This window comes from Microbulbifer maximicatervae (SeqCode), from assembly GCF_052467955.1.
Genome location: NZ_CP174329.1, coordinates 2,301,047 through 2,320,784, shown reverse-complemented (window position 1 = coordinate 2,320,784; position 19,738 = coordinate 2,301,047). Strand labels below are relative to the sequence as shown.

Genomic DNA, 19,738 nt, shown 5'->3' with positions numbered 1-19,738 from the left:
CGCTCATATGAATATCTTAAACAAATATACGATCTAGAAAAAACACAAAGAAATACAAAAAAACCAACTCAAGCGCTTACCAGTCCCACCATTTTATACTATTGGAACAATCGATTTTAAGTTATTCAGTAGGCCCTATCCAACCATAATTTTGGGCCAAGCGTGCCGCTTCAACTCTATTGCTGACATTCAATTTTTGACAGCTGCTATGGATATAATTTCGAATAGTACCCGCGGAGAGTGAAATTTCTCGTGCAATTTCCTCAGTAGTTTTCCCAGTATATGCGAGCTGGAGAATCTTCTGCTCTTTAGTGGAGAGCGGATTGTCCCCACATTTGAGTGCTTGCTGCACTAATTCAGGAGCTACCACGGTTTTACCTGCTGAAACTTGACGGATACAGCTTGCGAGCTGGCTCGGCGGAGCATCTTTAAGAAGGTAGCCGTTAACCCCTGCATTGAGTGCGCGACGAATATAGCCACTCCTTGAGAAAGTTGTCAGCATCACAACCTTGGGAGGATTTATAAGGCGCTGTAATTGCTCTGCGAGTTCAAGACCTGTCATCCCAGGCATTTCTATATCACTAACTACCAAATCCGGGCTGCAATTATCGAAAATCTCAAGGGCCTCTCGCCCATTACTCGCAGTTGCGACGACCCGAATATCTTTCTCCAAGTCAAGTAGTGCTCTCAATGCACCGCGCACCATCGCTTGATCTTCAACTAAAAGCACTTTAATCATCATTTAATACAACTACTTATTTAAGGGGAATTGTGGCGTAAATATGACAACCACCTTGGAATTGTATTTTCAAACTGCCTCCAAGCTGGTTCCAGCGATCGCTCATACCACTGAGGCCATGCCCCATAGATACCTTTCCCACAGCCTTTCCATTATCACAAACATGTAGAGAAAGAAGCTGCTTATCAAGCCACAGCGAAACTTCACACATGCTCGCTTGGCTGTGTCGTAGAATATTCGTGGTGGCTTCGCGAATAGTCATTGCCAATGTATTGTCAACCTGAGGGGGTATTTCTGTGGCCTCGATATGATGTATACAGGTAATATTCACTGATTCCAGCGCAAACTTTGAACTCGCCAGCTCATTGGCCAGTGTACTGATTTTATAATTCGATACAGTCTCTCGAACCTCGGTAATCGCTGTTCTGGAGATTTTTTTAATATCAAGAATATGCTGCAGTGCCGTTGCTGGATCAACTTCGAGAAGCCTTTCGGCAAGCTCCGCCTTTAAAGTGATACTCGTGAGACTCTGACCGAGGGAATCGTGCAAATCTTGCGCAATACGCTTACGCTCAGAAGTCTTTGCCATAGAGGAAATTTCCTTTTGGCTTTGTTTAATAACCAGGTTAGATAAGTACTTTCTCAGTTGAAATAGAAAGTTCAGGCCGTTGATAGCTGTAAAAAATAGTCCCGTCAAAACAGCATATAGTGATTGTCCAGTTAAGTAGGCAGTACTCAAATAAGAAAAAGTAACAACACACAGCAAAACAAGGGATGCGTAGAGTTTCCTGTACGCTGAGCAAGCTGCAGCTGCAAAGGCAAAGAAACCGATACCGGCAAGTGAATAGAAAGAAGTGATAACACCGAAGAGGTTTAACACCAGGACAATACCAGTAACTTTGGTTCCTTTACACCAAAATACGAGGAAGAACAAGGGAAAGAGAAGCAAGTGGCAAATCACTACCACCCCAAAAGCAACCTCACTAAAAGTATGGAAAATAAAGGGCAAATATATAAGAACCTGAAAATAAGGTACTAAGTTCAGAGCACCTCTCAGATTCTCAGGGAAACTATAGAACCTTTGTAAATAATGATATGCCGACATTAGTTATTAGCTTCCAAAAATTGTACTTCATGCTCCATCCATTCTTTCACATATACAGGTGCCATGGCATGGCCCATACCTTCTACCCACAATGTTTTAGCACCAGGAATGCGAGCTGCATACTTTTTGGCTTGAGCAATACTTAACAGGGGATCTCTATCACCGTGGATAACCATAGTGGGGACCTTTAAGTCCTCCAATCGCTCTAATCGCGAGCCAGAAAGAGAGATTGCTGTAAATTGCTGAACTGGCAAATTATGATCAAATCCTTGCCTATGACGTTGTTCGTAGAGAGTAGTGTGTGCAATATGCTCAACATCAAAGCCTCCCTGCCCCTGAAGACTGTGATAAGTACTTACCATCAACTTAGCCATACCCTCATCGGAGCCACTGAGTCCATAGCGAAGAAATAGCCGAAGCATATTGTATCTGAAGGTTTTTCCCTGGGGTAACTCGGGGTCTTCGAGAAAACCTGAGGACATGATTGAAGTAAGGCTTTTCAAGCGATTGGGGTATTGCAGGGCCATTTCTTGCGCAATCATCCCTCCCATTGAGGCACCCATAACATGGACTTGCTTAATCCCCAGGGAGTCCATAACCGCAAGGTTATCGCGCATCATGTCGGAAAGGTCGTAAGCAGTCTCCTTAGTCCAGTTGGTAACCCAACTCGAGGCACCGCAGCCACGATGATCGGTGAGTAGTACTTGATAGCCAGCAGCTAAGAGTGGCTCATAGACTTCAGATGGCCAATACAGAGAAGAAGAGCCCATACCGTTTATCAGTAACACAGTGCCACGAATAGGTATCTCCTCTGGGCTTTTAAGCTGATACCAAATTTTAAGGCTCCCTGAGCGAACATATCCGCTCTGACCTGAGATCAGTTCAGGTAGTGGTTTCTCAAGACTCAGATTTAGCTGTTTCTGGATATCCTTGGGTAGCGGGGGCGTTGTAAGGACCCAAATAGTACAGACTACCACCAGAAGGAATACTATCGCGCCAACGAGTAAAGAAACTTTCTTGATCAATGTAAGCCTCCATAAACACCGTAACACCGGTGCAGAAATAATATTTATATGTAATATCAGGCAATAGCAGAAATCGGGTAAGTCATTTCTGTCATCAAATTTATATGACACTTGTCATCTTTTGTTGATGATTAAACTGCCCAGCTACAACGACTGGATGATAAATGTACACATGGAAATTAATCCTCCGCAAGGGGGACTAAGGGTGCAACCCTATGTATGGACCTGCCTGCAGCTCATAGCTTCAATGATCATGCAACAGAAAATATAAGGTATAGAAACCAACAATGGACTCAGCTGCTTTATGAGCCTGGTGCTCCTATAGTTCTGTATAATGCCCAGGTGGATACTATTGGTGCAAGAAAATTTCTCCCACCCGCTCAAGATAAAAAATGCCCAACCTCTGTAAAAATTTGGAAGATATCAGAGTCTCTAGCAGAAATTTCATGAGCACCGGCTGATTCCAGTTGATCAGTACAAAAATACAAATGGTCAACTTGTATTACATTCATCAGTATTGGGCACCTGATCCACCCCTCCCAGACAAGCTATAAGACCAGTTACCCTCACTGCTTCCTGAAAGGGTATAAGAATTTGACTTCCCTAGCACCTGAATAGTTCTTTGATATTTTCTATTCTTGGCTTCTGAAATATACATGAGCCCCCTAATTATCACCCTGCAAGGTCACAATGAACTCTACATAGACACGGCCATTTACTTGATTCACAGTGGTAAAGATCATGGCTCGTAATTAGGTGCAGTTCCAGGAAGGTATTAGTTTTACCCAATTCCTCAAAGAATATTGTACCGAAGACCAGTGTTTCTAGGCTCTCTGCCGGAGGGGGTAACCATCATTGAAATCAGCGGCCAAGCACAGCAAGAATAATTGATTATAAATATTCCTACTTCTATACTCAGTATTAGTTATGTTGGAAAGCTATTTCCCAATTACAAGCTCCAGAAACATACCCTACTAAATCAAGCCCATGCACTTCTTAACCACATTAGAAAAACTTAAAAAACTGGATCAGGTAGATCCACAAGAACTGCTTGAGTTTTACGATAATCTCTCACCTATATCAATAAACTTTCTTATCGGCCGATGGGAAGCGCAAGGATTTAACACACAACATCCTTTACAGCATGAAATGGATGCAGGAAAACGCTGGTACGGCAAAGAGTTTATTGATTCTGAAACGGTCTATCCTTTACTATGCTGGGATTCAGACTTCAAATCTATCAACGCTTACGATGCTCCTTTGTTCTTCCGTACCCAACAACTACATATAACCACAAAAGCCCAAGCCCGCCTGCGCATCTTGGAACACAGAGGGAAATCAAGTGCCACTATGATTTATGACACGATACCTATGCATGATATGATGCGAAAAGTCGATGAGGATCATATTCTAGGACTTATGGAGAGAAAAGGAATGGATGGCCGTATGTTCTTCACTATGAAAAAAACTAACTGACTTTATCGATTTCTATTGAATTGCTTCTGCCTAAATCCCAACCCCATACTTTTAACTTAAGCTCCTTTGTAGTGTGACTTTGCGCTCTCCTCACCCAGAAGCTGATCCAGTTAAATATCCCTACCCTTCCTGCGACAAAACAATTCGATACTTAGCCTTACCAGATTTCAAATGCTCAAATGCCGCTTCTATCTGGCTCATTGGGAAAATCTCTATCTCAGGTTTGATCTTATGATGCGCCACAAAATCAAGCATGGTTTCGATGGTACCAGGGCTGCCGACTGGAGATGCTGAAATTGAGCGTTGACCAAATAACAAGGGAAATAGAGTAAATTGTATTGGGTTAGTTACAGCTCCAACAAAGTGTAAACGCCCTTTTGGTTTCAGAGCTTGGATATATAGATCCCAATCAAGACTGACATTCACAGTCGACAGAATAAAATCAAAGCTCATTGCCGCCGCTTGAATCTCTGCGGGATCACGGGAGTTCAGTGTTTTATGAGCCCCGAGAACTAAGGCTTCTTTACGTTTTTCCTCGCTGGAAGTAAACGCGGTAACTTCACATCCCCAGGCATGGAGAAACTTTAAGGCAAGATGGCCCAAGCCACCAATACCAATCACAGCCACTTTGTCAGTGGGTTTGATATCAAACTGGACCAATGGATTGAATACGGTAATACCCGCACATAAAAGGGGGCCGGCCGAGGCGTAATCCACACCATCAGGAATAACAACCAGGCTACTCATATCTGCCCTGGCTTTATCGGCAAAGCCTCCATTGGTGAGTATGGTGAACTTTGCCTCTCTACATAAGTTGAGGTCACCAATTCGGCAAGTATGGCATGTTTCACAGTAGCCTGAATTCCACCCCAACCCAACCACCGTGCCCTTTTTAAGATGAGCTACTTGCTCCCCCATCGCGGTGACACGGCCGATGACTTCGTGGCCGGCAACCATGGGATACTGTCCAATACCCCATTCATTTTCAATCATGCTCAAGTCACTATGGCAGATACCACAGTACATGATTTCCAGTTCAACCTCTGTTGCACCCAGCTCTCCTGCTGCAATTTGGTAAGTCTTAAATGGACCGCCGGCCTCTAGGACTGCATAGGCATTAATAGTTGATGCAGTAGGCATGGCGGGCTCCTTGAAGAAAAGGAAATCACAAATGACCTTAAAAGTTTAGACGCCATTCAGCTGTAGACTTTATTACACCCTTACAATTTTATTTTCTAGAAACTAGTGGCCCTACTATCCAGGGAGCCTCTGAATAATTCCGTGATGCCTCTGGCATGCAGAGCGGTTCACAATCAAGGCGCGACTTCGCAGGAATGTCTAGACCTTTCAAGAAGTTGCAACGCGGAGTGTGAATCGCTCTGCATGCCCCGAAGGGCGGGCCTTGAAGGCCGCAGCTGTTGCGTTGCAGCTCTTGCAAAGGGCTACGGCCATTCGCGGCGAGCTGCGCCTAACATCTGCAGCCTTCAAGACCCGCAGAGGCATTACGGAATTATTCAGAGGCTCCCTAGCACAGAAATTAAAAGTGTTAACCGGGAGAAAGTAAAAGATTGAAATTAAAGCTGTAAAACAGAAAAAAGGCCGGGGGTACTTCCCCCGGCCAGTGCCAAGTCCTGTGAGGTTGCTGAATAGCAGAGGACTGATGAACAATTAGACCGCAGTTTTACGCAGAAGATCAATTCAACACTCGATATCCGCGACCAACCAGGCAATTCTTGATGATGTAGGTTGCCTCAGAGCTCGCACTACCCGCCCCTGACAAGCCCCCAACAAGCGCGCCGGCACCGGCTCCGGCTACCGCAGCACGCCCGCTGTCACCGACTATTGCACCGAGCGCACCACCTACTACAGCTCCACCCGCAGCACCAGCAGCAGTTCTGCGCCCCTGGTCACTGTACGTGGAGTAAGCGATTCCCTTGCACTCTGCAAGGTCCGCTTGATACTGATTCATATTAACGCCCCAGGTATCGATAACGATTCCACCGGCACCGGGAACCTGCTCTGGCTGATTCGCACAACCGTAAAGCAGCGACATCATAATTCCAGCAGTTACAGAAATAGCAGTCTTCATCAAACACCCCATATCGCTTTCGCCACAGGATAGTGAGCTTGTCACGCTTTTCTTCTTTAGGTTTAGCTGCTGGTAGAACTTGACGCCAGTCCGGCGCCTAAAAATGAATGACCCGCTGGGCAACAAATCCAACAGGCGTAAATAGTGTTGTAGCTATTAGTGGGGGCGCCTTTTATCTATGGATCTGCAGGTTGGGTTCCTGTAGGCAGAATTGAATATTGGTAAAACACTTCTAATTCTTGAGATTTCGCTTGTGGATCTAGGATATTTACTATGCCCTTAAAACTCTTTAATCGCCGGCTCCCTGTATCATAAGTGAGATTTAAGTCCTCTACGAAAAGGCGGATAAGAGGCTGGGCAACATCTACTCGTATACAGGTATTTTCACCTGCCGCTTGATTACAGGATACTGCCTTAGCGCGCAGCTTTATCGATCGACCATGCAGTGGCGAAGCAAAATTGAATTTAAGAGTTTTTCCTGAAGACAATAAGTCCCAGTGGTCACGCACATAAGTATCAAAGCCTGCATCAACTACATCAACACTTCGTGCCTCTCGCAAACTTACTTTCCAGGCTTCGCCCTCGTTGGCTCTGTAGCGCATCATCCACTGGCCGTCATCCCAAAGGACTTCACGGACTTCGCCGTGCCTCCGATCTATTTGAGTGACGCTAGGTAAGGCACTGCGACCAGCTGCGGGACCATTTCGCTCTCGAAGAGTTTTCTCTGCTATCAAATCACCCTGGGGTGCATAGTAGAAAACAGTTATTTCGCCATTATCTTGCGAAGTATAATATTCGCAGTACTGCAACTGTTGATTATCCGGATCATAGGCCAGACCTTTGACCAGGAAAGGCCCTTCATAGTGACAGTTAGTTCCGGCAATAGCCGACATCGCAATAAATTCAAGCATTGCTCACCTCTTTTTGACAAATCTTTCTTGCCAAATAGGCAAACAACGGCAGGATGCAGGCCCAAATTACACTTAATGTTCCCAGGGATTGCCACAGGGGCCTGTGCAATTCCACAGTGCCATTTAGGAATGCACCGGTAAAGTAACTAAATGGTCCGAAAAAACCACCCAGGATTACCGCCAACCATAGATTTTTCTGTAAGAAAACCAAACTGTATCGTAAGGTCATGGCAAAGTTCAACCACAGGCAGATCAGCCATAAGGGAGGCCAGGAGGAGCCACTGTCATTTCGCATCACCCCCAAATGAAACAAGATAGAGTCTATAGACACACCAAAGATAAACACCCCCGCTAACCAAAGCGGTTCCCTGGGCAAATTGGCGATATAGCGCAGATGTACAAAAAGGTTCAACAGAGTAAAGGGAACCACCAACCACACCTTGGCCACTATGACGCACAGTGGCCAGGCGATATCGAAAAGTAAGGCATTAGCGACAAAACGCCACATGCAGGAGAGCCTCTGGTTGATTCCGTAATATCCTTGGATTGCAAAGCCTTAAAAGGTTTAAACAACTCCCTGAAATCACGTATTGATCCTGAGCCATTCTGAAAGCCAAACACATCACAACAGTAACCGGAGAGACTTTAGAAATTACCCAGAAACCGAGGTTTGGCGAACACAAATTGGGCGGTACCAATCACTCGCTGCAAAAATCCCCCTTCGCAATAGCATAAATAGAATTCCCACATACGAATAAATCGCTCATCAAAACCTAACTCGCGCACTTTGGAAATTCGCTCAAGGAATACTTTGCGCCAGTCACTTAATGTGCGGGCGTAATGGGCGGTGATGTCTTCGAGCCCAACAATCTGCATATCTGTTGAATTGGCAATATGGTCCGCGATAACCTGATTAGATGGCAGGCAACCACCGGGGAAGATATATCGCTGAATAAAATCGACCTCTTTACGATATTCGTGGTAGCGCTGGTCGCGAATGGTGATTGCCTGCATCACCATCAGGCCATCTTCTTTGAGTAATTCGCTACAACCGGCGAAGAAGGCCTTGTGAAATTCGTGCCCTACTGCCTCCACCATTTCAATCGATACAATTTTATCGTACTTACCTTTCAGGTCCCGGTAGTCTTGTAATAGTAGGGTTACCTGCTCCTCTAACCCTTCGTGCTTCACCCATTGACGGGCGTAGTCATATTGCTCTTGGGAAATAGTAGTGGTTGTTACTTTACAGCCATAGTACTTGGCAGCATGAATGGCCATACCACCCCACCCGGTACCAATCTCAAGGAGGTGGTCAGATGATTTTAACTTTAGCTTTCGGCAGATCAGTTCTAATTTATGATTTGAGGCTTCAAACAGGGTTGCGTTTTCAGACGGGTAGACCGCAGATGAATACAGCATGGTCCTGTCTAAAAATAACCGGAAAAATTCATTGCCCAGGTCATAGTGTGCAGAAATATTCTTGCGTGAGCCATTGCGGTTATTCGCATTCAACTGATGTAACCAGCGCAGGCCTAACCGGGGTAAATAGCTCCAACGACTATCGATACCTTCCACCAATTCCATGTTGTCCACCATCAGGCGAATCAGGTCCACGGTATTGGTTGAGGTCCAGGCGCCCTGCATAAAGGCTTCTCCAGAACCAATGGTTCCGTTTAAAAGCACCTGTATATAGCTGGATGGATCGTGTACGCAAATATGTGCCGAGATCTCTGCTTCTTCTGGCCTCTGGCCAAAGTGGTAACATTGCTCCCCCTCTTCGATTAGCAAGTGGCCACGATCAATACCCTTGAGTTTTTCCAACACCAGCTTGCGCGCCAGGCGAACGAGCCAGGACTGTGCCGATACTTCTGATTTTGACGACGAAGCCTGATCAACTTCCTGAACTGCTCTCATAGTTATTTATCTCCTGCCTGAACCTCGGCGTCGTCGCGAGGGTGCGAAAATACCGGGATACGCTTGACCCATAATTTCAGTGCCTGCCAATAAATGGCGGCTATAACTTTTACGGTCATCAAGGGGTACTGGATCAATATTGAATTAAGCGATCGGCCGCTAATTTCGCAACGCTGTAAACTCAGGGTTGCATCAAACATTGGGCGAGTGCCATCTTCTGTATCCTCGGCACTCGCATCAAAATTTTGCAGGTAAGCTGTCAGCTTTTCCCCAGGTTTTGTCCCCCTCCATCGATACCCTTGGGCCATGGGCATAAAAGGCGAGACATGAAATGTTTTTGCGAAGGTCGCTTTTTGCAACTTGGTATTATTACGGCAATCCAAAACATAGCTGTGACGCTCTTTCCAGGGAGTGTTGTGCACATCCAGGAGCAGCCAATCCACATTCTGTCCCTCAGCATCGAAACAATAGTAAACACTGAGCGGATTCATGTTGTAGCCAAAGTAGCGCCAATTGGCCAGCAAGCGAATAGGTCCGGAAGGCTGCTCTCCCACTTCCTCCTCCACCCGCTGTCGAACTGCCTCATCAAGACTGAGGGATTCATCGCCAAAAAAATCACTGCGACAAAATCTCGCAGGTGCTCGCCGCTGGGAGGACCAAAGAGGTGAGAGCTGACAAATGGCTTCCACCTCTGCCAAATCGACATACATCATAAAAACCTGGTAGCGAAACTGATGAGCTCTGGGCGCAAAGCGCCGGTGCTCCAACCACCCGGTATAAATCGCACTTTCCATGATACCGGCCTCCTTACCAGTCAACACCCAACCCCCGAGCCACTCGCAGCGCACTCGTTACGCCGTCTTCATGAAATCCATTTGCCCAATAAGCACCGCAGAACCAGGTGCGGTTAACGCCATTAATACTATCCCACTGCTGTTGCGCTCGTGTTCCAGCCACAGAGAACTGGGGATGGGAGTATTCAAAACGACCGAGCACAGACTTGGGATCGATACGCTCTTCGGCATTCAGAGTGACACAATACGTTTTCTCTGTATTCAAGCCCTGAAGTATATTCATGTTGTATGTCAAAACAGGCAGTGCATCCTGTTCACTGCGCAATTGGTAATTCCAACTCGACCAACTACGACGGTGACGGGGTAGCAAGGTGCTGTCTGTATGCAGGACCACGGCATTTTTTGCATAGGGTATAGCCCCCAGGATTTTTTGTTCGCTGCCGCTAGGGTCTGTCAAACATTGAAGGGCCTGATCGGAGTGGCAAGCGAAAACAACGGCATCAAACTCTAAATTTTCCCCTGCAGCAGTGCGAACATTCACACCTTCCCGACAGCGCTGCACCGCCTCAATGGGCGTAGATAAGCGAATTTTATCTGTGAAAGATTGTATTAACGGATCAATATATTCACGCGACCCGCCCTTAATCACTCGCCACTGTGGGCGGCGCACCAGGTTGAGCAGGCCGTGATTGACAAAGAAGCGGACAAAGAAACTAACAGAAAACTCCAGCATTTGCGCCACACTGGCAGACCAGATCGCAGAGCCCATAGGTACCAAATAGCGATTGGCGAATTCCGCAGAGTAACCATTCGCAGGTAGATACTCACCCAGGGTCAATGTCTCGCTCAGCCTCCCCTCCTGCCAGTCGCGGAGGGCATTGCGGTTAAAGCGCACAATGTCCCAGAGCATACGCCAGTGCCCAGCGCTTACGATGTTCGAGCGCTGTGCAAACAGGCTGTTGAGATTGTTACCCGCATATTCAAACCCCTCCTGATCACAGCGCACACTAAAGCCCATGGAGGTGGGTTGGGATTGAACTCCCAGCTCTTTAAGCAAGCGAATAAAATTCGGATAGGTCCAGTCGTTGTAAACAATAAAGCCGGTATCCACGGCTAACCGGCGTCCCCCCTCGTCAATATCAACCGTAGCGGTATGCCCTCCCAGGCGCGCCTGTGCTTCAAACAGGGTGACATCGTACTTTCGGTTCAACAGATAAGCGGCAGTAAGACCGGCAATGCCGCTGCCAACAATAGCGATTCGCATCAATTCTTCCTTAGTGTGCGGATTCTTGTCATTTTAGGTACGCAAAAACGGAACCAGATTGAGCTGAAAAAACCCAGAAACCGCAGAGGCCAGCTGAGCCGTTTGGGAAAATCGACTGTATACCCAACACCACAGAGCCCCTGTTCAATGCGCTCGGCGGCCTGCTCTGGAGTCATTAAAAAAGGCATGTCAAAGTCATTGCGCTGGGTAAGGCGGGTGTCGACAAACCCCGGGCGAATATGAACTACTCGAAGTGGAGTTAGGCTGGTATCGGCGCGCACCGACTCTAAAAAATAGGCCACCGCCGCTTTGGAGCTGCCATACGCTTCGGCGCGGGGAAAAGGCACCACTGACGAGAGACTACCGAGCGCGGCAAAAACCGGAGTCCGGCTTGCGGCTAAGAGTGGCTGCGCGCATTTCAAGGTATTCACCAAGGCAAAGAAGTTGCCATCAAAAACCCGCCGGTACATGGTGATATCCAATTGAAGGTCGTCGTCATATTCACAGGTACCAGCGCAAGCAATCACCATATCCAGGTGATCTGTGAAGTCCGCTAATCGCCGAGCAACTCCCGGCATTACCGCATCATCACTAAGATCACAGTCCAATACCCTGAGGCGACTGGGGGCTATGTTCTGTAACTCCGTCAGCGCATCGAGCCTGCGACTGCTGGCAATCACAAAATTATTCTGTTCCACCAGGCGCAATGTAAGCGCGCGTCCGATACCCGAGCTAGCACCTGTGATCCAGATGGTTTTATCGCGAATCCCCTGGGACACTTAATTGCGCTCCAATCGCGACTTGATAAAACCAATACACGAACCCAATACCGGCACCTGCTCGTAAACCATGGCACCCATATCGTAAAAGTCCTCGTGGTAGTGAATCTTATCGGTGTAGCGCAACAGGCTACAGCCACGAAGTTGTAAAGGGCGTCCACCTTTGAGTGATTGGTGTCGGTAGTGCATGGTCCACGAAAGGCAGGCGCTGCCCTCGCCCACCACCGGCAGATCATCAAATTGGAAGCGGCACTGGGTAAGCCCCCTGCTCATTCCCGCAAAGTAACTCTTTAAAGCAGGCAATCCTTCTATCCGATGCAACGGGTCACAAAAAATGACATCGTCGCTATATAGTGATCCAAGGCTGCCCGTTTCCTGCATCAGGAAGTCTTTGTAGTACTCCTCTAGCTCCTCAATCAACGCGCTCATCATCGGATTCCTTACTGTTCTAGCTGCAGATAAATACGCCACACCCCATCGGGTGGATCACCGCTCAATAAAAGGTAGGCCAGAGAGATCCAGTTATGCCCTGTCTGCGTAAGTAGTTATCAGACAACTTGGAAGTCTCCCCCTGAGAGTCTGTTGCAGAATGTGGTACACGGATGTACCACAACAGCTCCCAACTCTAATTTCCAGACATGCTTGATTGCGTGAGTATCGACAACGACAGAAAGACCGTTAACATGGCGCATAGCCCCCAAGCAAAAAGCGAAATACGCCCGGTGAAACTGCCACAAAGAGAGGACCAGGACTGGAGTGCCCTGCTGACGCGAGTTGGTGCGGAGCGTGATCGCCAGTCCTTTGAGCAGCTCTTTCACCACTTTGCCCCACTAATTAAGGGTTTCCATCACAGCCGCACTACCCAGGCAATTAGTGCTGAAGCCGCCGATGAGCTAGTTCAGGAAACCCTGTTTAAAGTCTGGCGCAAGGCCCCCAGCTTCGATGCCAGCAAGGCTTCTGCCAGCACCTGGATATTCACCATTATGCGCAACACCCGTATCGACATGTTGCGCCGCAACGGGCGTCATCAAAACACCGAGATTATTGAGGCCATGGATGTTTGGGATGAAACTCCCGAACACCAACCGTTGATATTTCTGCAGAGAAGACGCAACGAAAAGGAAGTTGCAGAAGGCCTGCACAGCCTGCCGGCAGAACAGAGCCACGTCCTGGAAAAGGCGTATATGGAGGGAAAATCCCACAGTGAGATATCCAAGGAGCTGGAATTACCACTGGGCACGGTAAAGTCCCGCGTGCGACTGGCCCTAAAGAAGTTACAAGCGAGGTTGGCCAAGTAGGTTTAGTATGATTCGCCACCACCCCGATAAAAATTTACTCCTTGAATACGCTTCCGGCAGCCTGCCCAAAGGCGCCAGCCTGGTCGTTTCCGCCCATATACAAATGTGTGCCGAGTGTCGCGCTCAATATCGAACCATGAACACCCTGGGTGGCTCCATTCTGGAGTCCTGTGCACCACAGGCCGTAAACGATGAGGCTTTCCAACGCCTGATGGGACGTATTGATCAGGCAGCTAGACCGGCGCAACAAGTGGCTCCCGAGAGATCCAAATCCACAGAGCCCATGCTGGCGGATGCGCCGCCAGTCGTGCACAAGCTGCTGGAAAAAAATCCCCCGATCAAATGGAAAACTATCGCGCCCGCCTTAAAAATGTGTCGACTAAAAACCGGGCAGGATCAATATGAAGTGAGCTTTCATCGCCTGAGTTGTGGCGGCAAAGTTGCAGAGCACGATCACCGGGGCTACGAACTCACCCTGGTTCTGTACGGCAGCTTCTCTGATAGCGATGGTGTTTATAGTCCAGGGGACTTTTTGTTGCGGGAACCCGGCGACGTGCACCGCCCGACGGTCACAGAAGATCAAGAGTGCCTGTGCTTCTCTGCGGTACAGGCACCGGTGGCGATTACCGGTGTCAGCGGCTGGTTGCTAAACCGCCTTATCCCGTTTCGTCCGGGCTGACACCGATTAAAAGAGCTGCGGCGTCTAGGACGCCGCCAGAGAAGTCGGCTCTTGCTCCCCGTCCACAAATACTGCAGAAAGCTCATCCCAACGATCGCTGACCGCCGCGAATTTTTCCTCGCGCACATGGCCATAGCCTCGCACTTGAAGGGGGATTTCGAGCAGCTCTTGTGCCTCTGACAGGTTTTCGCCGGACAGATGCGCGGCCACGCTATCAACTGCTTTGGCCACCTGTTGGGCCCAGCGCCGTTCAGCACGGCGCTCCTGGGTGTAACCGAAGACATCCAGTGCAGTACCGCGAAGAACTTTACCCTTAGCCAACAGCGGCATCAGCTTGCCCATCCAGGGGCCAAACTGCATTTTGCTTACGCGACCACTGCTATCGGGGCGCGCAAGAAGCGGCGGCGCCATATGGAATTTCAGGGTGTAGTCTCCGCTGAATGTCTCACGTAGCTGTCGCTTGAAATCTTCACCGGTGTAGAGGCGCGCTACTTCGTACTCATCTTTATAAGCCATCGCTTTATAAAGGCTGCGCGCACCCATACGGGTAAGATCGCCCCGAGCAGCTGGCAGTGAGGATTCTGCTTTGCGTAGCGCCTCTATATGGCGAAGGAACTCTGCCGCATAGGCCGGGCTTTGATAATCGCGAAGCTCTGCTGCCAATCGCTCCAGCAACTGCTCCACCGACTCCTCAGGCTCCACCAATTTCACCGGCTTGGCCGGCACTGCCAATTGCTCGATCGCTTTAGGGTTTTCCGCCAGCAAACGGCCCGCACGGAAAGCGCGCAGGTTGTTCTCTACTGCCACACCATTTAGCTCAATGGCCCGTTCCAAGGCCGCTTCACCGATTGGCAGCAGTCCTTTCTGGCAGGCAAAACCCATAATCATCAAGTTACTGGCTACGGTATCGCCAAACAGTGCCTGGGCATATTTATTCGCATCAAAGGCAAAATATTCCGCACACAGAGACTCAATACTCTGTTGGGTCGCATCGGCAGGGAATGCCAGCTCGTTGTCGCGAACAAAGGCCGCTACCGGTACTTCAGCAGTATTTACCAGGGCACGCATTTCGCCGGTGGCAAATTTGGTTCGCTGGCCAGCGGCGGTGACCATATCGCAGCCCAGTAACAACTGCGCCGCACCATCGCGAATACGAGCGGTGGTAATCGCCTCGGGGTTTTCTCCCACTTTTACATGAGCCACCACAGCACCATTTTTTTGTGAGAGACCGGTAAAGTACAAAGTTGTACTGCCCTTCTCTTCCAGGTGTGCCGCCATGCCCAGCAGTGCCGCCACGGTAAGCACACCACTGCCACCAATGCCGGCCACCAAAATACTGAGGGGCTGGGCCAGAGGCGCGACCGGCGCAGAAGGTAATCCGGCAATAGCCACGTCCAGGGCATCCGCCAGGGATTGCACCGGGGGCTTTTTCAGTTCTCCCCCTTCCACAGTGACAAAGCTCGGGCAGAAACCATCGGCACAGCGCATATCCTTGTTGCAGCTGGACTGATTGATCTGACGCTTGCGCCCCAACGGGGTTTCCAGCGGCTCCACCGCAATACAGCTGGACTGCACACTGCAATCGCCACAGCCTTCGCAGACCCGGTGGTTAATCAGCAATCGCTGGGATGGATCAACCATCTGTTTTTTCTTGCGGCGGCGGCGTTTCTCGGCCGCACAGACCTGCTCATAAATAATCGCCGTCACACCGGCAGTTTCCCGCAGGCGACGCTGCACGGCGTCCAGCTCAGAGCGGGGAAGAACTTCTACGGCAGTGGGCAGTTGGCTGCGGTGTTCACGCCAGTGGTCGGGGTTCTCGGCCAAAAGAACGACTGTGCCAACTCCCTCGGCCAGCAACTGTGCAGCCAGGGAGGGAGCATTAACTTCGCCATCGGCGGGTTGGCCACCGGTCATGGCCACCGCATCGTTCAGAAGAATTTTGTAGGTGATATTCACCTGGCTCGCCACGGCCTGGCGAATGGCCAATAGCCCGGAGTGGTTGTAGGTTCCATCGCCCATATTCTGGAAAATATGCTCGGCGCTGGAGAAACGGTGCAGTCCTACCCATTGGGCGCCCTCGCCTCCCATATGGGAATAGGTATCAGTGCGCAGGCCTTTACCCAAAGCCATAATATGACAGCCAATACCGGCACTCCCCAAACTGCCTTCTGGCAATTTGGTGGAAGTGTTATGAGGACAACCCGCACAGAAAATGGGTTCACGAGCCAACAAGCCCTGAGCCTTTGCAGCGACATTGCCCCCCAGTTTTTCTGCCAGGGGAATCAGCTGTGCCGCCAGTTCAGTATCCACCAGCCAGCGGGCAATGGCCTTGGCCACCTGATCCGGGCCAAAGCCCCACACTGCCGGCAACAGATCCTTGCCATCCAGGTCTTTCTTACCGACTACCTTCGGACGATAACTATCTTCCCAACCGTAGAGCAGGTTTTTCAGCTGATCCTCCACCAGGGGACGCTTCTCCTCGACTACCAGCAAGCGCTCCATGCCCTTGGCGAACTCACTGATGCCCCTAGGCTCCAGCGGCCAGGACATCGCCACTTTATAGATGGAGATGCCTGCTGAGTTCAGATCTGCCTCTGATAAGTTGAGCAGTTTCAAAGCCTCAAGCAAATCACCGTGGGCCTTACCCACCGTTACAATGCCGAAGCGTTTTCGCTCCGCACTGTGGGTGGTTTTATCCAAGCGGTTGGCATAGGCGAATGCCTTGGCTGCAGGCAAACGCTCCTCCAGCATACGGCGCTCATATTCGAGGCGCTCGGCAGGCCAATTTAGGTGGGGATCGTAGTTCAGGCCGTGTGGCGGGATTGGGAAGTCAGCTGGAATTGTAAACTGGGGCAACTCCGGCACAATCAAGGAAGCACCGGCCTCTACAGTTTCAGTAATTGCCTTAAAGCCCACCCACAAGCCCGAAAAACGGGATAAGGCAATGCCCGCGAGGCCCAGGGTCAGGTACTCATCAATGGAGGACGGAAATATCAGCGGCATCATTACCGACTCAAAAATCTGGTCGGTATTGTGGGAAAACATGGAGGATTCTGCAGTGTGGTCATCCCCACACAGCGCCAAAACACCACCCAATTTTGAGGTGCCCTGAATATTGGCTTGGCGGAAAACATCTGCGGTGCGATCTACACCGTGACCCTTGCCATACCAAATAGAAAAGACGCCATCTTTCGTTGCCTGCTGGCGATAGTGATCCAGCAACTGGGTGCCCCAAATATTGGTCGCTCCCAGGTCTTCATTAATGCCCGGCTCAAAATGGATTTCCCGCTCGGCCAATAGCTTCTTGTGCCGCCACAGGGCCTGGTCGTAACCGCCCAATGGGGAACCGCGATAACCGGAAACAAAGCCAGCTGTATTGAGGCCCGCCAGCTCATCCATGCGCTTTTGCATTAAGGGCAAACGAACCAGGGCGTCAATTCCGGTCAGGAATACGCGGCCGGATTCACGGGTAAAAGCCGCTTTCAGCGAATACTCGCTATCAAAGCCCAATTCCTGATCGCCTTCGACCATTGCCATGGGTACCACCTATTTTATCTTTATTGCTTTATTGCTTTCATCGCTCCGGTTCTTACCGCCAGTAACATGTCGCGAAAGTATTCGCGGCATCTCCCGAGTTACAGCAGAACAGACCAGGGCTGTTTAATAGCGCTAAAATTAACACTGCCCGGCAGAGCAGGTCATACCAAAATTGGCCCAACTCAGGCATAATGCCGCCATAACTCGCTAAAGATGACCAGCTACTGGCAACAAATCACTCAAAATGAAGTATTTTGGGGGATACAACGGAAAGGACATGCCCTCTTATGGTGCTCGCCTCTGGCCTTCACACTCTGTGTGACTAAATAAGCGCCAAAGGTTCAGCTTTTTGAGAGGCATAGCCTGGAACTGATCAGGGGATATCAGTTTCCGCCCGTTTACAGCTAACCAGTATCAACCGGTTGGGCAACGTACCCATTAGCGGGAAATTAATAAAAAATGAGAAGGTCTCACAAAAGATGCGCAGTATAGGAAGCTACTGCCATAACAAACCAAAAAAAACCATGTACGCAATGCACACAATTTACCGGAGAACGCTGGGAAGCAAAGATTCACTGGCAGGTTGATGATTAGCAGCCGGCGATACCGGCGTACGTTCAGAGAGATGAGATACGGAATATAACCATGGCCTATTTACTGGATGCCATCGACAAAAAAATTCTGGAAATCCTTCAACAGGATGCCACCATTCCAAATATTGAGCTTGCAGAAAAAGTCTGCCTCTCACCCTCCCCCTGTTCACGGCGGGTTAAAAATCTAAACGAGCAAGGGTTTATAAAACGCGCAGTTACCCTGCTTGAACCGGAAAAGGTTGGGCTGCCGGTAAGTGTATTTATCCAGGTTACTCTTAACCACCAAGTGAAAAAAGAGTTGCAGGACTTCGAATCGGTTATCGGCCAATGGCCGGAAGTGATGGAGTGCTACCTGATGACCGGTGATTTCGACTACCTGCTGCGCGTTGTTGTTCCCAATTTGCAGGCTTATCAGGAATTCCTGGATAAAAAACTCACTGAACTCCCAGGCATCGATCATATTAAAAGCAGCTTCTCTTTGAAGCAGGTGCGTTACCGCACTGAGTTGCCACTGGATCAGTTGTTGGAAAGCCAAGGCTGAGTCTCTTTTGACGCCTGCACTCTTGCGGGCGTCTATTCAACTTTGAGTTTATTCACTGGAAACTTTTACAAGTTACTCAGCACTTTTTGGGCTGCCTACTCGCATATTAAGTTACGCCCAATCCGTCCGATACAAAAGACTATACACCCAGCACTGTACGAAAAAGCCTATCAAATTCTGGAAGATCCAACTTTGGCCTTTCCTCTATAGAGTTGGCACCAGATCTATCCAGATTTGCCTGTATCCAGCTATCCAGTTTGCCATCAACGACTATCAATTCGCCCTCTTCAAGCTCCTTCTTTTTCAAAATCAAGCTGGAAAGAATATCCAGAAGCCACTCATTTCCTGATGAAGGCAACAACTCGTTGTACATATGACTAAAGTCCACAGGAGGAATTTTATTAAACTCTTTTATATACAGCGCATTAAGCAGTGAACGCAGCACATAAAGTAACTTCTTGACCTTAATCTCTTTAAAGCCTCGATCATCCTCTCGAATAAACCTGGAGTAATTATTAAATCCCATACTGACATAGTGATGAGCTAATGCTCGCGGCTGCCAGCATTTTAGAGCCAAACCCTGCAGTGCCCCCAAACTATCTTCATTTCTGAAATAGACCTTTGGCGAAAATAGCCACTCGATTAAAGTGGGGTTACTTGCCCTCATCAAAGTTAAAGTCTTCTTAATATCCCAGCCAACCAAGTCCAGCTCATCACCAAGCTTCTTATCAAAAGGAACCTCAACGACATCTCTGGGAGTACCTATAGTGAGATATTGCTGAATATTACGCTTATAGATAAACCTTACATCCCAGTCACTATCAGGGGATTCAAATCCCCATGCGCGGCTTCCTGACTCACAGGCATAGATAATTTCAATATCCCGCTCTACTTCCAGTGATTTCAAGCGGTCCTTTATCAGCGATTCCATATACATCTACCTGCTACGTCAAAACAAATCAACTATACCCGAAAAACTCGTTGATTACCCTTA

19 protein-coding genes are annotated in these 19,738 nt (G+C 48.9%); 5 read left to right on the top strand and 14 right to left on the bottom strand.

Annotated features, from left to right (window positions below):
• Positions 1-121 precede the first annotated feature (121 nt).
• The 3 genes from ACJJI5_RS10025 to ACJJI5_RS10015 all read right to left on the bottom strand — a co-directional run bounded on the left by ACJJI5_RS10025 (position 122) and on the right by ACJJI5_RS10015 (position 2,869).
• The gene (locus ACJJI5_RS10025; protein ID WP_445356164.1) at positions 122-742 is read right to left on the bottom strand and encodes a response regulator; all 621 of its coding nucleotides are present in this window, start codon (positions 740-742) and stop codon (positions 122-124) included.
• A gap of 13 nt (positions 743-755) precedes the next feature.
• On the bottom strand, positions 756-1,328 hold the full coding sequence (locus ACJJI5_RS10020; RefSeq protein WP_445356163.1) for a sensor histidine kinase: 573 nt from the start codon (positions 1,326-1,328) through the stop codon (positions 756-758).
• 515 nt (positions 1,329-1,843) lie between these two features.
• On the bottom strand, positions 1,844-2,869 hold the full coding sequence (locus tag ACJJI5_RS10015; RefSeq protein WP_445356162.1) for an alpha/beta fold hydrolase: 1,026 nt from the start codon (positions 2,867-2,869) through the stop codon (positions 1,844-1,846).
• A gap of 219 nt (positions 2,870-3,088) precedes the next feature.
• Between ACJJI5_RS10015 and ACJJI5_RS10010 the strand changes: the two genes are divergently transcribed.
• Both ACJJI5_RS10010 and ACJJI5_RS10005 read left to right on the top strand, forming a co-directional pair.
• On the top strand, positions 3,089-3,319 hold the full coding sequence (locus ACJJI5_RS10010; protein WP_445356161.1) for a hypothetical protein: 231 nt from the start codon (positions 3,089-3,091) through the stop codon (positions 3,317-3,319).
• A gap of 537 nt (positions 3,320-3,856) precedes the next feature.
• The gene (locus ACJJI5_RS10005; RefSeq protein ID WP_445356160.1) at positions 3,857-4,345 is read left to right on the top strand and encodes a DUF4334 domain-containing protein; all 489 of its coding nucleotides are present in this window, start codon (positions 3,857-3,859) and stop codon (positions 4,343-4,345) included.
• A 120-nt stretch (positions 4,346-4,465) separates the two neighbouring features.
• Here the strand turns inward: ACJJI5_RS10005 and ahr are convergent, their stop codons facing one another.
• From ahr to ACJJI5_RS09960, 9 genes are all read right to left on the bottom strand, one after another.
• Positions 4,466-5,485, bottom strand: coding sequence for an NADPH-dependent aldehyde reductase Ahr (ahr, locus tag ACJJI5_RS10000; protein ID WP_445356159.1), 1,020 nt, complete (start codon positions 5,483-5,485; stop codon positions 4,466-4,468).
• Between the two features lie 553 nt (positions 5,486-6,038).
• Positions 6,039-6,434 (bottom strand): YMGG-like glycine zipper-containing protein, encoded by a 396-nt coding sequence (locus ACJJI5_RS09995; protein WP_413665326.1) that lies wholly within the window; start codon positions 6,432-6,434, stop codon positions 6,039-6,041.
• A gap of 176 nt (positions 6,435-6,610) precedes the next feature.
• Positions 6,611-7,345 (bottom strand): hypothetical protein, encoded by a 735-nt coding sequence (locus tag ACJJI5_RS09990; RefSeq protein WP_445356158.1) that lies wholly within the window; start codon positions 7,343-7,345, stop codon positions 6,611-6,613.
• A complete protein-coding gene (locus ACJJI5_RS09985) occupies positions 7,338-7,853 on the bottom strand; it encodes a DUF2878 domain-containing protein (RefSeq protein ID WP_444912753.1) in 516 nt (171 codons plus the stop codon). Before ACJJI5_RS09985 ends, ACJJI5_RS09990 begins: the two co-directional genes overlap by 8 nt.
• 137 nt (positions 7,854-7,990) lie before the next feature.
• Positions 7,991-9,259: a class I SAM-dependent methyltransferase gene (locus tag ACJJI5_RS09980; RefSeq protein ID WP_445356157.1), complete on the bottom strand. Its 1,269-nt coding sequence runs from the start codon at positions 9,257-9,259 to the stop codon at positions 7,991-7,993.
• 2 nt (positions 9,260-9,261) lie between these two features.
• A complete protein-coding gene (locus ACJJI5_RS09975) occupies positions 9,262-10,053 on the bottom strand; it encodes a DUF1365 domain-containing protein (protein ID WP_445356156.1) in 792 nt (263 codons plus the stop codon).
• 13 nt (positions 10,054-10,066) lie between these two features.
• Positions 10,067-11,317, bottom strand: coding sequence for an NAD(P)/FAD-dependent oxidoreductase (locus tag ACJJI5_RS09970; protein WP_445356155.1), 1,251 nt, complete (start codon positions 11,315-11,317; stop codon positions 10,067-10,069).
• Positions 11,317-12,096 carry an SDR family NAD(P)-dependent oxidoreductase gene (locus ACJJI5_RS09965; RefSeq protein ID WP_445356154.1) on the bottom strand — a complete coding sequence of 260 codons (780 nt, stop codon included), beginning with the start codon at positions 12,094-12,096 and terminating at the stop codon, positions 11,317-11,319. Before ACJJI5_RS09965 ends, ACJJI5_RS09970 begins: the two co-directional genes overlap by 1 nt.
• On the bottom strand, positions 12,097-12,525 hold the full coding sequence (locus ACJJI5_RS09960) for a nuclear transport factor 2 family protein (RefSeq protein ID WP_445356153.1): 429 nt from the start codon (positions 12,523-12,525) through the stop codon (positions 12,097-12,099). It abuts the gene before it with no gap.
• A 254-nt stretch (positions 12,526-12,779) separates the two neighbouring features.
• Here ACJJI5_RS09960 and ACJJI5_RS09955 point away from each other — a divergent pair, with 254 nt between their 5' ends.
• Positions 12,780-13,394 (top strand): sigma-70 family RNA polymerase sigma factor, encoded by a 615-nt coding sequence (locus ACJJI5_RS09955; RefSeq protein WP_445356152.1) that lies wholly within the window; start codon positions 12,780-12,782, stop codon positions 13,392-13,394.
• Between the two features lie 7 nt (positions 13,395-13,401).
• Entirely contained in the window at positions 13,402-14,073 is a 672-nt protein-coding gene (locus tag ACJJI5_RS09950; RefSeq protein WP_445356151.1) for a ChrR family anti-sigma-E factor, read from the top strand.
• A gap of 24 nt (positions 14,074-14,097) precedes the next feature.
• Here ACJJI5_RS09950 and ACJJI5_RS09945 read toward each other — a convergent pair whose 3' ends face one another.
• Complete coding sequence (locus ACJJI5_RS09945; RefSeq protein ID WP_445356150.1) at positions 14,098-17,610, bottom strand: indolepyruvate ferredoxin oxidoreductase family protein; 3,513 nt, start codon at positions 17,608-17,610, stop codon at positions 14,098-14,100.
• 645 nt (positions 17,611-18,255) lie between these two features.
• Here ACJJI5_RS09945 and ACJJI5_RS09940 point away from each other — a divergent pair.
• A complete protein-coding gene (locus ACJJI5_RS09940) occupies positions 18,256-18,744 on the top strand; it encodes an Lrp/AsnC family transcriptional regulator (protein ID WP_108732808.1) in 489 nt (162 codons plus the stop codon).
• Between the two features lie 139 nt (positions 18,745-18,883).
• Here the strand turns inward: ACJJI5_RS09940 and ACJJI5_RS09935 are convergent, their stop codons facing one another.
• Entirely contained in the window at positions 18,884-19,675 is a 792-nt protein-coding gene (locus tag ACJJI5_RS09935) for a nucleotidyltransferase domain-containing protein (protein WP_445356149.1), read from the bottom strand.
• Between the last annotated feature and the right edge of the window lie 63 nt (positions 19,676-19,738).

Excerpts from the sequence above, each read along its gene's own strand:
- ACJJI5_RS09955 (WP_445356152.1), top strand. The coding sequence starts at position 12,780 with ATGGCGCATAGCCCCCAAGCAAAAAGCGAAATACGCCCGGTGAAACTG.
- ACJJI5_RS10010 (WP_445356161.1), top strand. The coding sequence starts at position 3,089 with ATGGACCTGCCTGCAGCTCATAGCTTCAATGATCATGCAACAGAAAAT.
- ACJJI5_RS09935 (WP_445356149.1), bottom strand. The coding sequence starts at position 19,675 with ATGGAATCGCTGATAAAGGACCGCTTGAAATCACTGGAAGTAGAGCGG.
- ACJJI5_RS10005 (WP_445356160.1), top strand. The coding sequence starts at position 3,857 with ATGCACTTCTTAACCACATTAGAAAAACTTAAAAAACTGGATCAGGTA.
- ACJJI5_RS09940 (WP_108732808.1), top strand. The coding sequence starts at position 18,256 with ATGGCCTATTTACTGGATGCCATCGACAAAAAAATTCTGGAAATCCTT.
- ACJJI5_RS09960 (WP_445356153.1), bottom strand. The coding sequence starts at position 12,525 with ATGAGCGCGTTGATTGAGGAGCTAGAGGAGTACTACAAAGACTTCCTG.
- ACJJI5_RS09985 (WP_444912753.1), bottom strand. The coding sequence starts at position 7,853 with ATGTGGCGTTTTGTCGCTAATGCCTTACTTTTCGATATCGCCTGGCCA.
- ACJJI5_RS09975 (WP_445356156.1), bottom strand. The coding sequence starts at position 10,053 with ATGGAAAGTGCGATTTATACCGGGTGGTTGGAGCACCGGCGCTTTGCG.
- ACJJI5_RS09950 (WP_445356151.1), top strand. The coding sequence starts at position 13,402 with ATGATTCGCCACCACCCCGATAAAAATTTACTCCTTGAATACGCTTCC.
- ahr (WP_445356159.1), bottom strand. The coding sequence starts at position 5,485 with ATGCCTACTGCATCAACTATTAATGCCTATGCAGTCCTAGAGGCCGGC.
- ACJJI5_RS09980 (WP_445356157.1), bottom strand. The coding sequence starts at position 9,259 with ATGAGAGCAGTTCAGGAAGTTGATCAGGCTTCGTCGTCAAAATCAGAA.
- ACJJI5_RS10020 (WP_445356163.1), bottom strand. The coding sequence starts at position 1,328 with ATGGCAAAGACTTCTGAGCGTAAGCGTATTGCGCAAGATTTGCACGAT.
- ACJJI5_RS09970 (WP_445356155.1), bottom strand. The coding sequence starts at position 11,317 with ATGCGAATCGCTATTGTTGGCAGCGGCATTGCCGGTCTTACTGCCGCT.
- ACJJI5_RS09995 (WP_413665326.1), bottom strand. The coding sequence starts at position 6,434 with ATGAAGACTGCTATTTCTGTAACTGCTGGAATTATGATGTCGCTGCTT.
- ACJJI5_RS10025 (WP_445356164.1), bottom strand. The coding sequence starts at position 742 with ATGATGATTAAAGTGCTTTTAGTTGAAGATCAAGCGATGGTGCGCGGT.
- ACJJI5_RS09945 (WP_445356150.1), bottom strand. The coding sequence starts at position 17,610 with ATGGCAATGGTCGAAGGCGATCAGGAATTGGGCTTTGATAGCGAGTAT.
- ACJJI5_RS09990 (WP_445356158.1), bottom strand. The coding sequence starts at position 7,345 with ATGCTTGAATTTATTGCGATGTCGGCTATTGCCGGAACTAACTGTCAC.